The organism is Serratia sp. PGPR-27, assembly GCF_022678525.1.
Classification (GTDB): domain Bacteria; phylum Pseudomonadota; class Gammaproteobacteria; order Enterobacterales; family Enterobacteriaceae; genus Serratia; species Serratia nematodiphila.
This window is the reverse complement of sequence record NZ_JALBYS010000034.1, coordinates 13,210-26,797: the sequence shown is the minus strand read 5'-3', so window position 1 is coordinate 26,797 and position 13,588 is coordinate 13,210. Positions and strand designations below refer to the sequence as shown.

Below are 13,588 nucleotides of genomic sequence, written 5' to 3'. Positions count from 1 at the left end.
CGGTTAAACCATTCATTGTTTAACGATGATATTTTCCTGCGATGGATCAACGTGTTGCATCTGCAGTTTTTCTGTCGCGATACGTTCAACCCGGCTGTGATCGCCGAGGGCGTTCTCTTCTAAAATCAGGTTGCGCCACTCGATATCCAGCGCATCGCGCTCCAGAACCAGCTGTTCACGCTCGGCGGTCAGCAGGCGGGTGCGGTGCGCGGTAGTCACCACGAAAATCGCGGAGACCAGTGACGCAATCAGTAAAATCAGGGGGATCTTGGCGTTGCGCAGCAGATCGCCGCCAATCACCCCGACCAGGCCGTGACGTTCGTTGCCAATCACGCGGGCATCCTCTCAGCAATACGCAGCACCGAGCTGCGCGCACGCGGGTTGTCCGCCACTTCCGCTTCCGACGGCATCATTTTGCCCAGCGCTTTCAGCGTCCGGCCGCCCATGCCGCGCAGCTGCTCTTCGGTCAACGGAATGCCGGCCGGCACCTGGGCGCCGCGGCTGTGGTGACGCATAAAACGTTTGACGATGCGGTCTTCCAGCGAGTGGAAGCTGATGATCGACAAACGGCCCTGCGGGGCCAGCACTTCCAGCGCGCCGTCGAGCGCACGCTCGATCTCTTCCAGCTCGCTGTTGATATAGATGCGGATCGCCTGGAAGCTGCGCGTCGCCGGGTGCTTGTGCTTTTCCCGGAACGGACTGGCATCGGCGATCAGATCCGCCAGCTCTTTGGTGCGCGTCATCGGCTCCACGCGGTTTCTTTCCACGATGGCGCGCGCGATGCGCTTGGCGAAACGCTCCTCGCCAAAGGTTTTCAGCACCCAGGCGATGTCGTCCGCTTCGGCCTTCATCAGCCATTCCGCGGCGGACAGGCCGGTGGACGGATCCATGCGCATGTCCAGCGGGCCATCGCGCATAAAGGAGAACCCGCGCTCCGCGTCGTCAAGCTGCGGCGAGGAAACGCCCAGATCGAGCAGAACGCCGTCGATCTTGCCCACCAGCTCGCGCTCCCGCACATAGTGCGACAACTCGGAAAATGGGCCGTGTACGATGGTAAAACGAGGATCTTCAATAGATTTGGCGGCTGCAATCGCCTGAGGGTCACGGTCAATCGCCAGCAAACGCCCTTCCGGCCCCAGCTGGGACAGAATCAGACGAGAATGGCCACCGCGACCAAAAGTACCGTCGATATATATGCCGTTACTGCGGATGTTGAGGCCATTGACGGCTTCGTCCAGCAGGACGGTGGTGTGTTTATAGTTTTCCAACATGCTTATAGCGACAAGTCCTGTAGCCGCTCAGACAACGGTTCCTGAGCCGACTGTTCAGCGTCAATATCATCCTTGACTTGTTGATACCAGGTCTGTTCATCCCACAGTTCAAACTTGTTGAACTGACCGACCAGCATCACTTCTTTCGTGAGCCCGGCGTGTTGCCGCAGCGTACTGGCTAACAGCAAACGACCGGCACTATCCATCTGACACTCACTGGCATGCCCCAACAGCAGGCGCTGAACGCGGCGCTCGGCGGGATTCATGCTCGACAGATGTGATAATTTTTGTTCAATAATTTCCCATTCGGGCAAAGGATAAAGCAGCAGACAGGGCTGATGGAGGTCAATGGTACAGACCATTTGGCCTTGCGATTCCTCGTTGAGCAATTCCCGATATCGGGTAGGTACGGCGAGCCGCCCTTTGCTGTCGAGGTTGACCATCGTCGCTCCACGGAACATTCCTGAGCTACCCCTTAGTGACCGTTTTCACCACTTTACCCCACAAATTCCCACACAATGGAGTTTACGGAGGGTATGAAAACCTTGTCAAGCCAGAGCGCCAGCGCTTTGGCAATATTTCTCTGGTCATTTTGGGAGCTGACTCGCGAAAGAAACTCTGATTATTCGACGATTAAAAATTAACACCATGATAAACGGAGAGAATTTTCTAAGCGGAAAGAATCTGATTAAAAACCTGACGAACTGGCGATTAATTAACTCATTACTTCCTTCTGCAAGCCATGTCTCATTTTTCAGCTCGGCAATCTCAGGGCTGTAACCGCTGGCGAGCCGCGCCCGCCAAGGCTCGGCGCCAGGCGAACCGATCGCGGAATAAGGCCATAACTCCTTGAGTTAATAACGCTCAATCGTTATTCACCGTAAAACCGGGCGCTATTTTACTTCAATTTGCACCGCCGTGATGAGGCCGCGATAAAAATAAATGGCTCGGATATTACGAGCAGAAGTAATTTCGATTCAAATCAACTTGGTAAGATTATTCCCAAAATACCTGTTTACAATTATGGTTTCATTTTCTTACACCTTTATTTCCACAATTTTTGCCGGAAAAAATCCTCTTCAAAAACGAAAAATCGCAACCTTATGTTTTTAATCGATTTATTTAAAAACGCCGATTTTAATCTCTCCGCCCCATCCTACGCCCCTGTTCTGCGGGACAAAAAGCGAACAAATGTTAAAAACAAAAATATAAACCTAGTTAAAAAACACAATCCAGATTAGTACACTATAAAAAAGGCAAAAAACCAGCCTTAACATCCAACAATGAATGATTTAACAGAATTTTAACTATAAGGGGGTGACACATGCTTTCGCCCGCGACTCACTGGCGTAGCGCCGCTGCCGATACGTTCGCACTGGTGGTGTATTGCTTTATCGCCGGCATGGCGATAGAAGTGTTGATCTCAGGCATGAGCTTCCAGCAATCCCTCTCTTCACGCCTGTTGTCGATCCCGGTCAACATCCTGATCGCCTGGCCTTACGGCCGCTATCGCGATCTGTTTATCCGCACGGCGCGCCGCTGCCCGCGCGGCCAGTTCCTGCTGCGCAACCTCGCCGATCTGCTGGCCTACGTCAGCTTCCAGTCGCCGGTTTATGCCGCCATTCTATGGAGCGTAGGCGCCGACGGCCAACAAATGCTGGCGGCGGTAACCAGCAATGCGCTGGTCTCCATGGCGATGGGCGTGGTGTATGGCTATTTCCTGGAATACTGCCGGCGGCTGTTCCGGGTGGCGGACTACGTCTAAACCAGGAGCCCGCCAACGCGGGCCCCTGTCAGGCAAACTACTTGCGGCTCAGGCTGCCGCGGCGGAACAGATTGCGGCGAATGCGCGTCAGCCCCGGCTTGGGTTTACGCGGTTCGTCCAGGCTGGCCAGCACCAGCTCCAGCACGCGCTCGGCCACGTCGCGATGGCGCTGCGCTACCGCCAATACCGGGCACTCCAGGAAATCCAACAGTTCATGATCGCCGAAGGTGGCAATCGCCAGATCGGTCGGCAAGCGGCCGCGTTGCTTCAGCGTCACGTCCATCACGCCCTGCAATAAAGAGAACGACGTGGTAAACAGCGCCTGCGGCATCGGGTGCGTTTTCAGCCATTCGGCAAACAACGCGCCGGCGGCTTCGCGTTCATAGCTGTTGGCGTACAGGTAATCGACGTGGCGGGGATCCTCTTGCCAGGCCTGACGGAAGCCCTGCTCACGCAGGAAGCTCACCGAAAGCTCCGGCAAGGCGCCCAGATACAGCACCGATTCAGCCGGGAAGGTGCGCAGCTCCTGCGCCAACGCAAAGGCATCTTCCTGATCGGCGCCCACAACGCTGATGAAATGCTCGCGATCCAGCGCGCGGTCCAGCGCGATGATCGGCAGCGGATCGTTGGCCCAGCGTTGATAGAAAGGATGTTCCGGCGGCAAGGCGGTGGAGACGATAATGGCATCCACCTGGCGCTGCAGCAGGTGCTCAATGCAGCGCATTTCGTTGTCCGGCTGATCTTCGGAACAGGCGATCAGCAATTGATAACCCCGCTGGCGCGCCTGGCGCTCCAGGTAGTTGGCGATGCGGGTATAGCTGGTATTTTCCAGATCCGGGATCACCAGGCCGATAGAACGGGTGCGCCCAGCGCGCAGCCCCGCCGCGACGGCATTCGGGTGATAGTTATGCTCCCTGACCACGGCCATCACTTTCTCGACGGTTTTATCGCTGACACGATACTGCTTCGCCTTGCCGTTGATGACATAACTGGCCGTCGTGCGCGAAACGCCCGCGAGACGCGCGATTTCATCCAGTTTCACATTAACCCCTTAATGACGCTGAAAATAGAAGTGAAGGCTGTGCTCGGATTAACCATGGCATCCCGTACGGTTATTCAATCCAGCCTCTGCGATCTAACAGCAGAAAACACTACCTAGCAACCGCTTTTGCCGAAAGGTGCCAGCAATCGGGCAAAAAATACCGAAAAACAAAGGGCGCAGCCACGCCGCGCCCCGATTATTCGCCGCCAAACCGCGCTCAGCGCATGATTTTGTCGCCGCGCGACACGCCGACCACGCCGGAACGCGCCACTTCCACGATCTCCGCCACTTCACGCACCGCGCTCAGGAAGGCGTCGAGCTTGTCGCTGGTGCCGGCCAGCTGCACCGTATACAGCGTCGCCGTCACATCGACGATCTGGCCGCGGAAAATGTCGGCGCAGCGCTTCACCTCTTCACGGCCGTAGCCGCTGGCCTGCAGCTTCACCAGCATGATCTCGCGCTCGACGTGGGCGCCCTGCACCAGTTCGCTGACGCGCAGCACGTCCACCAGCTTGTGCAACTGCTTCTCAATCTGCTCCAGCACTTTCTCATCGCCGACGGTCTGGATAGTCATGCGCGACAGCGTCGGATCGTCGGTCGGCGCCACCGTCAGGCTCTCGATGTTGTAACCGCGCTGGGAGAACAGCCCCACCACGCGCGACAGGGCGCCGGATTCGTTTTCCAGCAAGACAGATAAAATACGGCGCATGATCAGGTCCTCTCCGTTTTGCTAAGCCACATTTCGTCCATGCTTCCGCCGCGGATCTGCATCGGGTAGACATGTTCGGTTTCATCGACGGTCACATCGACGAACACCAGCCGCTCTTTTTCCGCCAGCGCCTGCGCCAGCTTGCTTTCCAGCTCATCCGGCGTGCGGATGGCGATGCCGACATGGCCGTAAGCCTCGGCCAGCTTGACGAAGTCCGGCAGCGAATCCATGTAAGACTGCGAATGACGGCCGGAATAAATCATGTCCTGCCACTGCTTGACCATGCCCAGATAGCGGTTGTTGAGGTTCACCACCACCACCGGCAGGTTATATTGCAGCGCGGTGGACAGCTCCTGAATATTCATCTGAATGCTGCCGTCGCCGGTCACGCACACCACGGTTTCCTCCGGCAGCGCCAGCTTGACGCCCAATGCCGCCGGCAGGCCGAAGCCCATGGTGCCGAGGCCGCCGGAGTTGATCCAACGGCGCGGTTTGTCGAACGGATAATAGAGCGCGGCGAACATCTGGTGCTGCCCCACGTCGGAGGTCACATAGGCGTCGCCTTTGGTCAGGCGATGCAAGGTTTCAATCACCGCCTGCGGCTTGATGGTGCCGCTGTTTTTGTCGTAGCCCAGGCAGTCGCGGGCGCGCCACTGTTCGATAGACTGCCACCAGTCGCGCAGCGCATCGTGATCCTGCGCCTTGTCATCCTGCGCCAACAGCTCCAGCATCTGCACCAGCACCTGTTTGGCATCGCCGACGATCGGGATATCGGCGTCCACCGTTTTGGAGATCGAGGTCGGATCGATATCGATGTGCAGCACGGTGGCATCCGGGCAGTATTTGGCCAGATTGTTGGTCGTACGATCGTCGAAACGCACGCCGACGGCGAAGATCACGTCGGCATGGTGCATGGTTTTATTGGCTTCATAGGTGCCGTGCATGCCGAGCATGCCGACACTCTGGCGATGGGTGCCGGGGAAAGCGCCCAGCCCCATCAGGCTGCTGGTCACCGGCAGGTTCAGCTGCTCCGCCAACGCCAGCAGTTCGGCTTCGCAACCGGCGTTGATCGCGCCGCCGCCGACGTACATCACCGGCTTTTTGGCCGCCAGGATGGTTTGCAACGCGCGTTTGATTTGCCCGCGGTGGCCCTGCACCGTCGGGTTGTAAGAACGCATGCTCACGTCCTGCGGATAGGCATAAGGCATCCGCACCGCCGGGCCGACGATGTCTTTCGGCAGATCGATCACCACCGGGCCGGGGCGGCCGCTGGAAGCCAGGTAAAAGGCCTTCTTCAACACCGCCGGGATGTCTTCGGTACGTTTCACCAGGAAACTGTGTTTCACCACCGGCCGAGAAATCCCCACCATATCGCACTCCTGGAAGGCGTCGTAGCCGATCAGCGAGCTGGGCACCTGCCCCGACAGGACGACCATCGGGATCGAGTCCATATAGGCGGTGGCGATGCCGGTAATGGCATTGGTGGCACCGGGGCCGGAGGTCACCAGCACCACGCCCACTTCGCCGGTGGCGCGCGCGTAGCCGTCGGCCATGTGCACCGCACCTTGCTCGTGGCGCACCAGAATATGATCGATCCCTCCGACCGTATGCAGGGCGTCGTAGATATCGAGCACCGCCCCGCCGGGGTAGCCGAATACATGTTTAACGCCCTGATCGATCAACGATCGGACGACCATCTCGGCTCCTGACAACATCTCCATGGGTTTGCCTCCAGGCTTGCTTATTCTTCTCTGGCGCCGGAACGTAGCGCCTGCTGCGGGGCAATGCCCCAAAGTTTTTATGGGTTGTCGCTATCGAATTAACATAACGTCAGAATTTGGGGCAGGCAAACGGCAAAATGGCTTAACGGTGGCGGGGTTATTGCCAAGCGGCTGGAGATCGCAGCTTTATAAAAACAATGCGCTAGCCTCAGGGTTGTCGGGCTAGGCATTGTTTCGAACAGGAGGGAAATTACAGAACTAAATCAGGTGATGGATATGCCGCTTTTTTCGCCGGGCACATGGCCCGGCGGCGGCGTCAGGCCTGTTCCTGGTACATCGAGTCGATTTCGCGCTGATAGCGCTGCAGGATCACTTTGCGGCGCAGCTTCAGCGTTGGCGTCAGCTCCCCCAACTCCATGGAAAAAGCCGCCGGCAGCAGCGTGAACTTCTTCACCTGCTCGAAACGCGCCAGCTCCTTTTGCATCTCGCGCAGACGCTTTTCGAACATCGCGAGGATCTCGCCGTTGCGCAGCAGCTCCAGGCGATCCTGATACTTCAGGTTGACTGACTTCGCGTACTCTTCCAACGACTCAAAGCACGGCACGATCAGCGCGGAAACGAACTTGCGCGCATCGGCGATGATCGCCACCTGCTCGATAAAGCGATCCTGCGCCAGCGTGCCTTCCAGCATCTGCGGCGCTATGTATTTGCCGCCGGAGGTTTTCATCAAATCTTTCAGGCGCTCGGTGATGAACAGATTGCCCTCTTCATCGATCGCCCCGGCGTCGCCGGTTTTCAGCCAGCCATCGGCGGTAAAGGTCGCGGCGGTTTCCAACGGTTTGTTGAAATAGCCGCGCATCACGATCGGCCCGCGCACCTGAATTTCATTTTCTTCACCGATGCGCACCTCGACCTCCGGCAGCGGTTTACCGATAGAGCCGAAGCGGAAATGCCCCTCTTCCCAGCAGGACACGGTCGCACAGGTTTCGGTCATGCCGTAGCCGTACTTGATGTTGACGCCCATCGCCTGGAAAAACAGGATCACATTGTCATCCAGCTTGGCACCCGCTGCCGGCAAGAAACGCACCCGGCCACCGAGAATGCCGCGCAGCTTGCTCAATACCAGCTTGTCGGCCCAGCGGTGAGAGAGTTCGAACAGTTTGCCCAACGGTTTGCCGGCCCGCTCTTGCAGGAACTTGCGCTCCCCGCAGACGATCGCCCAGTGGAACAGCGCACGGCGCAACCAAGGGGCACGCGCCACTTTTTCATGCACCGCGCTGAAAATCTTCTCGTAGAAACGCGGTACCGCGCACATTAACGTCGGCCGCACCTGCCCCATCGCTTCCCGTACCCAGTCGGTGTTCGGCAGGAAAACATTCTGCGCGCCGGAATGCATGACAAAGAAGCTCCAGGCACGCTCGAACACGTGCGACAGCGGCAGGAAACTGAGCGACACATCCTCTTCGCCGACCGTCAGTCTCTCATCATGCAGGTAGAGCTGCGCCGCCAGGTTGCGGTAGTCCAGCATTACCCCTTTCGGTTCGCCGGTGGTGCCCGAGGTATAGATCAGGGTAAAGAGATCCTGCAGGTCGCACTCTTCAATGCGCTGCCGACGTTGAGCGACAAAAGCCGCCGGATCGGCAGCGCGCTCGAAGGCGCCCAGGTGTTGTGCGATCTCGCAGCCGCGCAGATCGGTGCCCTCGTCGAACACGATGATATGACTCAGCTGTGGGCAGACGCCACGCAGTGCGATGGCGGCATCCAGCTGCGCCTGCTCGCCGACGAACAGGATGCGAATGTCAGCGTCGTTGATGACGAAGGCCGCCTGCGCCGGCGTATTGGTGGAATAGAGCGGTACGCTGACGCCACGCAGGTGCAGGATCGCGAGATCGGTCAACGACCAGGCCATCGTGTTATTGGCGAAGATACCGATACGTTCTTGCACTTCGGCGCCCAGCGCCAGCAGCCCGGCAGCAATGCGATCAATGCGGGCAGCCGCCGCTCCCCAGGTCAGTTGAAACTCGCCGTTGGGCGACCATTGGCGAAATGCTGTGCGATCGGCTCGGTGGGTGATTTGATGCTGTATACGATGGATCAAATGGTATTGCAGCAGATTAGTGATCATAGTGCTCTAAGCCTGAAATGAATCATACAGTTAAGCCTGAACGATGCCTTGCGGCCCTCATCTCAGCTTACACGTGTTTACTTTTTTCCGCGCAGTCTACCTACTCTCAGGCAGGGGGAAAAGCGATTTCAGCGTAGAAGTGTGAGCCAAAACTCAGGCCGGCTTTCGCGCTTTCATGGGTTGGACAAAACGGGAAGGAAAAGGTTTGATGGCGGCCATAAAACGCGGCCCGTTCGGGCCGCCACATCGAGTTAGTTTAAAATTCCAGCTGGAAAGTAAAAATCAGAATATTAATTTATATTAATTGTTTTCGCTAAATGAACAAATTTATCCTGAGAATAAGTTATTCTATCGCCGCAAAACCAAGAAATATCTTAATAAAAACGCAGATAGTTCTTAGTTTTTATCATGAGAAAAAAACGCTCAGTTGAATATTATCTTTATATAGTTCCCATTTTTATCGCTTTACTTTGGGTTACCCGCCTCAATCAGGACAGATTTCATCCACTGGTGGCCTTTATCCCGCTCTGAGGATTCATGCCAGGAGAGGTAGCAGGTGGCTTTATTATCGTTGCCACATAAAGGAACCGCCTTTATTTTCAACGCCTCCGTCTGCTGTCGCACCAACCAGGCGGGCGCAATCGCTACCATTTCCGTTTGCGACACCATATTCAACACGCTGTAAAGATCCGTGCACTGCTGCGTCACGGCGCGCAGCATCGGTTCGTCTAAATAAAAAGGTTTACTGAACGATCCAAAACTTTCCAGGGAAACCGCAGCATGCTGCTCGGCCAGCATGTGTTCCGGCGTCACCTCCTCGCCTATTCTCGGGTGCGCCTGCGCAACCGCCAGCACTAATTCGTCGTCGAACATCGCCAGGCTGCGAAACTCCGCCGACTCGAAACGGCTGTAGCCGATGACAAACTCCACGTCCTGATAACGTAATTGACGTTCAATATTATTGTTAATGTATGACTTTATTTGCAGGTTAAGCTGCGGCGCTATCTGTTTGACGTGATTGATTATCCCGGCGCCCAGACGCAAATCGAGCGGGCTGCACAGCGACAGGGAGAACGCTCGCGTGCTGGTCAGCGGCTCAAACTCAGATCCCGGCAACTCATTCTGCACCAGCTGCAGCGCTTGCCGCACCGGCCCGAACAGCTGCCTGGCCCGCATGGTGGGCTGGATCCCGCGGCCGCAGCGCACGAACAGTTCGTCGTTGAACATCACCTTCAGGCGCGCTACCGCGTTGCTCACCGCCGGCTGCGACATCCCTAACGAATTAGCGGCTCGCGTAATATTTTGCATTTGCATCACGGCGTCAAACACCGTCAGTAAATTAAGATCGACGCTGCGCAAATGGATGTCCGCCGGTTCTTTGACCATGGCGATTTCTGAATCATATTCAGCCATATTTCACTCCACTAAATCCTGTGTAGATAATCTAATCCTTATGCTCGACAAACAATGAAACGCCGCATTGTCTTATCTTTGCACGACAAATCCTGCCATTACCGTCATCAACCGATAAAAAACCTCGTGTTATCGACACGATATAAGTCGTATATGGAATACATGTCAGCAGCTTTCCCCGTCAGCGAGAAGAATGCCACCTGGGTAGTACTAATAATTAGGTATCAATAATGATTAATACAATTGAACAACGTCGCCGCACTGTATGAGACAAACTATAAAAACACATCATAAGCAATCAAACCATCTAAAAACACCGCTCACTTTGTATAAAAACGCATTATTTTGTTATATTATGACTAAAACAATCAATTATTCATATGAGTTCAATTTAAACCATTTGCATTGAAAATGTTATTTTATTGCTCCCCGTGATTAATCCCCTTGTTTTTTTCATCACAAATCTTAACGCAACGAAATCCAGAAGCAATTAGCGCAGTATATATTCGATTCGTTTATGCTAAGCAGCACGCAAACTGGCCCCATTTTTTTCTCTAAGGCGTCGTTTTTTTGCCGAATGATCCTCTGTTTAGCTAATGAGCTGATGCATTGTCCCCGCATTCAATCAGGTGTTGACATCGCCAGGCCAATCACGTATCAAATTAGGCAGACACCCAATTTAAGAGAAGCTGAACCCTTATGATCCGTACTCACCGTCTACTAGGCCTACTACTCAACGCATCTTGTTTGCGCGGTATGCCTGTGGACGACGTTCGGAGCTGACTCAGCCGATCACCCATAAGAAACCCGCGCTACTGCGCGGGTTTTTTTTTGCCCGCTTAGCGTGAAATCAACACGATAAGGAATGCACCGATGAGCCAACAAGTCATTATTTTCGATACCACGCTGCGTGATGGCGAGCAGGCGCTGCAGGCCAGCCTGAGCGTAAAAGAGAAGATTCAGATTGCGCTGGCGCTGGAAAGAATGGGCGTTGACGTGATGGAAGTCGGCTTCCCGGTCTCTTCGCCGGGCGACTTCGAGTCGGTGCAAACCATCGCGCGCCAGATCAAGAACAGCCGCGTCTGTGGCCTAGCCCGCTGCGTGGACAAAGACATCGACGTGGCCGCCGAAGCGCTGCGCGTCGCCGAAGCGTTCCGCATCCACGTATTCCTGGCCACCTCAACCCTGCACATCGAATCGAAGCTGAAGCGCTCGTTCGACGAAGTGCTGGAGATGGCGGTACGATCGGTAAAACGCGCCCGCAACTACACCGACGACGTGGAGTTCTCCTGTGAAGACGCCGGCCGCACGCCGATCGACAATCTGTGTCGCGTGGTCGAAGCCGCCATCAACGCCGGCGCTACCACCATCAATATCCCGGACACCGTCGGCTACACCACCCCGAACCAGTTCGGCGGCATCATCACTACCCTGTATGACCGCGTGCCGAACATCGACAAAGCCATCATCTCCGTGCACTGCCACGACGATTTGGGCATGGCGGTCGGCAACTCCATCGCCGCAGTGCAAGCCGGAGCCCGCCAGGTGGAAGGCACCCTGAACGGCATTGGTGAACGCGCCGGCAACTGTTCGCTGGAGGAAGTGATCATGGCGATTAAAGTGCGCCAGGACATCATGAACGTGCACACCAACATCAACCACCAGGAAATCTTCCGCACCAGCCAGATCGTCAGCCAGCTGTGCAACATGCCGATCCCGGCCAACAAGGCGATCGTCGGCTCCAACGCCTTCGCCCACTCCTCTGGCATTCACCAGGACGGCGTGCTGAAGAACCGCGAAAACTACGAAATCATGACCCCGCAGTCGATCGGCCTGAAAGACGTGCAGTTAAACCTGACCTCCCGCTCCGGCCGCGCGGCGGTGAAACACCGCATGGAAGAGATGGGCTACCAGGAGCAGGATTACAACCTGGATACCCTGTACGCCGCCTTCCTGAAGCTGGCCGACAAAAAGGGCCAGGTGTTCGACTACGATCTGGAGGCGCTGGCCTTCATCAACAAACAGCAGGAAGAGCCGGAGCACTTCAGCCTGGGTTACTTTAGCGTGCAATCCGGCAGCAGCATCATGGCCACCGCCTCGGTGAAACTGATCTGCGGCGGCGAAGAGAAAGCCGAAGCCGCCACCGGCAACGGCCCGGTCGATGCGGTTTATCAGGCGATCAATCGCATCACCGACTACCCGATCGAGCTGGTGAAGTACCAATTGACCGCCAAGGGCCATGGCCGCGACGCGCTGGGCCAGGTGGATATCGTGGTCTCTTACAACGGCCGCCGCTTCCATGGCGTGGGTCTGGCGACCGACATCGTCGAATCCTCCGCCAAGGCGATGGTGCACGTGTTGAACAATATTTGGCGCTCACAGCAGGTAGAAAAAGAAAAGCAGCGCCTGCAGCAAAACAAACATCAAAATAATCAGGAAACGGTGTGAACATGACGAAGACTTATCACATTGCCGTCTTGCCCGGAGACGGCATCGGCCCGGAAGTAATGGCTCAGGCGCGCAAAGTGTTGGACGCAGTGCGTCAACGCTTTGACATTCGCATCACCACCGCCGAGTACGACGTCGGCGGCATCGCCATCGATCGCCACGGCAGCCCGCTGCCGGCGGCGACCGTCGCCGGCTGCGAGCAGGCCGACGCCATCCTGTTCGGATCGGTGGGCGGCCCGAAATGGGAACATCTGCCGCCGGCCGAGCAGCCGGAACGCGGCGCGCTGTTGCCGCTGCGCAAGCACTTCAAACTGTTCAGCAACCTGCGCCCGGCGCGCCTGTATCAAGGGTTGGAGGCGTTCTGCCCGCTGCGCGCCGACATCGCCGCCCGCGGCTTCGACATTCTGTGCGTGCGCGAATTGACCGGCGGCATCTACTTCGGCCAGCCGAAAGGCCGCGAAGGCCAGGGCATGCAGGAACGCGCCTTCGATACCGAGGTGTATCACCGTTTCGAGATTGAACGCATCGCGCGCATCGCCTTCGAATCCGCCCGCAAGCGCCGCCACAAGGTGACGTCGATCGACAAGGCCAACGTGCTGCAAAGCTCCATCCTGTGGCGTGAAGTGGTCAATCAGGTTGCCAGGGATTACCCGGACGTGTCGCTGTCGCACATGTATATCGACAACGCCACCATGCAGTTGATCAAGGATCCGTCCCAGTTCGACGTGCTGCTGTGCTCCAATCTGTTCGGTGACATCCTGTCCGACGAGTGCGCGATGATCACCGGTTCGATGGGCATGCTGCCGTCCGCCAGCCTGAATGAGCAAGGCTTCGGCCTGTACGAACCGGCGGGCGGTTCCGCGCCGGATATTGCCGGCAAAGGCATCGCCAACCCGATTGCACAGATCCTGTCCGCCACCCTGCTACTGCGTTACAGCCTGGGCGCCGATGAAGCGGCCGACGCCGTGGAGCGCGCCATCAACCAGGCGTTGGAACAGGGCTACCGCACCGCCGATCTGGCCGGTGACGGCAAAGCCGTCAGCACCGATGAAATGGGCGACATCATCGCCCGCTTTGTAGCTCAGGGGGCATAA

Annotated in this window: 11 protein-coding genes; 3 read left to right on the top strand and 8 right to left on the bottom strand. The window is 56.7% G+C overall.

Going from position 1 to position 13,588, the window contains the following annotated elements; genetic code table 11:
• Window positions 1-12 precede the first annotated feature (12 nt).
• The 3 genes from ftsL to mraZ are packed head-to-tail and all read right to left on the bottom strand — an operon-like array spanning window position 13 to window position 1,732.
• Window positions 13-333, bottom strand: coding sequence for a cell division protein FtsL (ftsL, locus tag MMS95_RS17845; RefSeq protein WP_015376645.1), 321 nt, complete (start codon window positions 331-333; stop codon window positions 13-15).
• The gene (gene rsmH / locus MMS95_RS17840) at window positions 330-1,271 is read right to left on the bottom strand and encodes a 16S rRNA (cytosine(1402)-N(4))-methyltransferase RsmH (protein ID WP_004932794.1); all 942 of its coding nucleotides are present in this window, start codon (window positions 1,269-1,271) and stop codon (window positions 330-332) included. The genes ftsL and rsmH overlap by 4 nt, the downstream gene beginning before the upstream one ends.
• 2 nt (window positions 1,272-1,273) lie before the next feature.
• A complete protein-coding gene (gene mraZ / locus MMS95_RS17835) occupies window positions 1,274-1,732 on the bottom strand; it encodes a division/cell wall cluster transcriptional repressor MraZ (protein ID WP_242142023.1) in 459 nt (152 codons plus the stop codon).
• 863 nt (window positions 1,733-2,595) lie between these two features.
• On the opposite strand from mraZ, the gene MMS95_RS17830 reads away from it, so the two are divergent.
• Window positions 2,596-3,036 carry an L-alanine exporter AlaE gene (locus MMS95_RS17830; RefSeq protein WP_004932798.1) on the top strand — a complete coding sequence of 147 codons (441 nt, stop codon included), beginning with the start codon at window positions 2,596-2,598 and terminating at the stop codon, window positions 3,034-3,036.
• Window positions 3,037-3,073: 37 nt separating this feature from the next.
• Here MMS95_RS17830 and cra read toward each other — a convergent pair whose 3' ends face one another.
• The 5 genes from cra to leuO form a co-directional block, all read right to left on the bottom strand.
• Entirely contained in the window at window positions 3,074-4,078 is a 1,005-nt protein-coding gene (gene cra / locus MMS95_RS17825; protein WP_004932801.1) for a catabolite repressor/activator, read from the bottom strand.
• A gap of 217 nt (window positions 4,079-4,295) precedes the next feature.
• Window positions 4,296-4,787 carry an acetolactate synthase small subunit gene (gene ilvN, locus MMS95_RS17820; RefSeq protein WP_004932806.1) on the bottom strand — a complete coding sequence of 164 codons (492 nt, stop codon included), beginning with the start codon at window positions 4,785-4,787 and terminating at the stop codon, window positions 4,296-4,298.
• Window positions 4,788-4,789: 2 nt separating this feature from the next.
• Window positions 4,790-6,508 (bottom strand): acetolactate synthase 3 large subunit, encoded by a 1,719-nt coding sequence (gene ilvI / locus MMS95_RS17815; RefSeq protein WP_033641254.1) that lies wholly within the window; start codon window positions 6,506-6,508, stop codon window positions 4,790-4,792.
• A 316-nt stretch (window positions 6,509-6,824) separates the two neighbouring features.
• The gene (locus MMS95_RS17810; RefSeq protein WP_033631781.1) at window positions 6,825-8,633 is read right to left on the bottom strand and encodes a long-chain fatty acid--CoA ligase; all 1,809 of its coding nucleotides are present in this window, start codon (window positions 8,631-8,633) and stop codon (window positions 6,825-6,827) included.
• 465 nt (window positions 8,634-9,098) lie between these two features.
• The gene (gene leuO / locus MMS95_RS17805; RefSeq protein WP_004932811.1) at window positions 9,099-10,046 is read right to left on the bottom strand and encodes a transcriptional regulator LeuO; all 948 of its coding nucleotides are present in this window, start codon (window positions 10,044-10,046) and stop codon (window positions 9,099-9,101) included.
• An 873-nt stretch (window positions 10,047-10,919) separates the two neighbouring features.
• Between leuO and leuA the strand changes: the two genes are divergently transcribed.
• Complete coding sequence (leuA, locus tag MMS95_RS17800; protein ID WP_004932820.1) at window positions 10,920-12,494, top strand: 2-isopropylmalate synthase; 1,575 nt, start codon at window positions 10,920-10,922, stop codon at window positions 12,492-12,494.
• A 2-nt stretch (window positions 12,495-12,496) separates the two neighbouring features.
• Entirely contained in the window at window positions 12,497-13,588 is a 1,092-nt protein-coding gene (gene leuB / locus MMS95_RS17795) for a 3-isopropylmalate dehydrogenase (protein WP_004932823.1), read from the top strand.

Excerpts from the sequence above, each read along its gene's own strand:
- leuB (WP_004932823.1), top strand. The coding sequence starts at position 12,497 with ATGACGAAGACTTATCACATTGCCGTCTTGCCCGGAGACGGCATCGGC.
- ilvN (WP_004932806.1), bottom strand. The coding sequence starts at position 4,787 with ATGCGCCGTATTTTATCTGTCTTGCTGGAAAACGAATCCGGCGCCCTG.
- mraZ (WP_242142023.1), bottom strand. The coding sequence starts at position 1,732 with ATGTTCCGTGGAGCGACGATGGTCAACCTCGACAGCAAAGGGCGGCTC.
- ilvI (WP_033641254.1), bottom strand. The coding sequence starts at position 6,508 with ATGGAGATGTTGTCAGGAGCCGAGATGGTCGTCCGATCGTTGATCGAT.
- leuA (WP_004932820.1), top strand. The coding sequence starts at position 10,920 with ATGAGCCAACAAGTCATTATTTTCGATACCACGCTGCGTGATGGCGAG.
- rsmH (WP_004932794.1), bottom strand. The coding sequence starts at position 1,271 with ATGTTGGAAAACTATAAACACACCACCGTCCTGCTGGACGAAGCCGTC.
- leuO (WP_004932811.1), bottom strand. The coding sequence starts at position 10,046 with ATGGCTGAATATGATTCAGAAATCGCCATGGTCAAAGAACCGGCGGAC.
- MMS95_RS17810 (WP_033631781.1), bottom strand. The coding sequence starts at position 8,633 with ATGATCACTAATCTGCTGCAATACCATTTGATCCATCGTATACAGCAT.
- MMS95_RS17830 (WP_004932798.1), top strand. The coding sequence starts at position 2,596 with ATGCTTTCGCCCGCGACTCACTGGCGTAGCGCCGCTGCCGATACGTTC.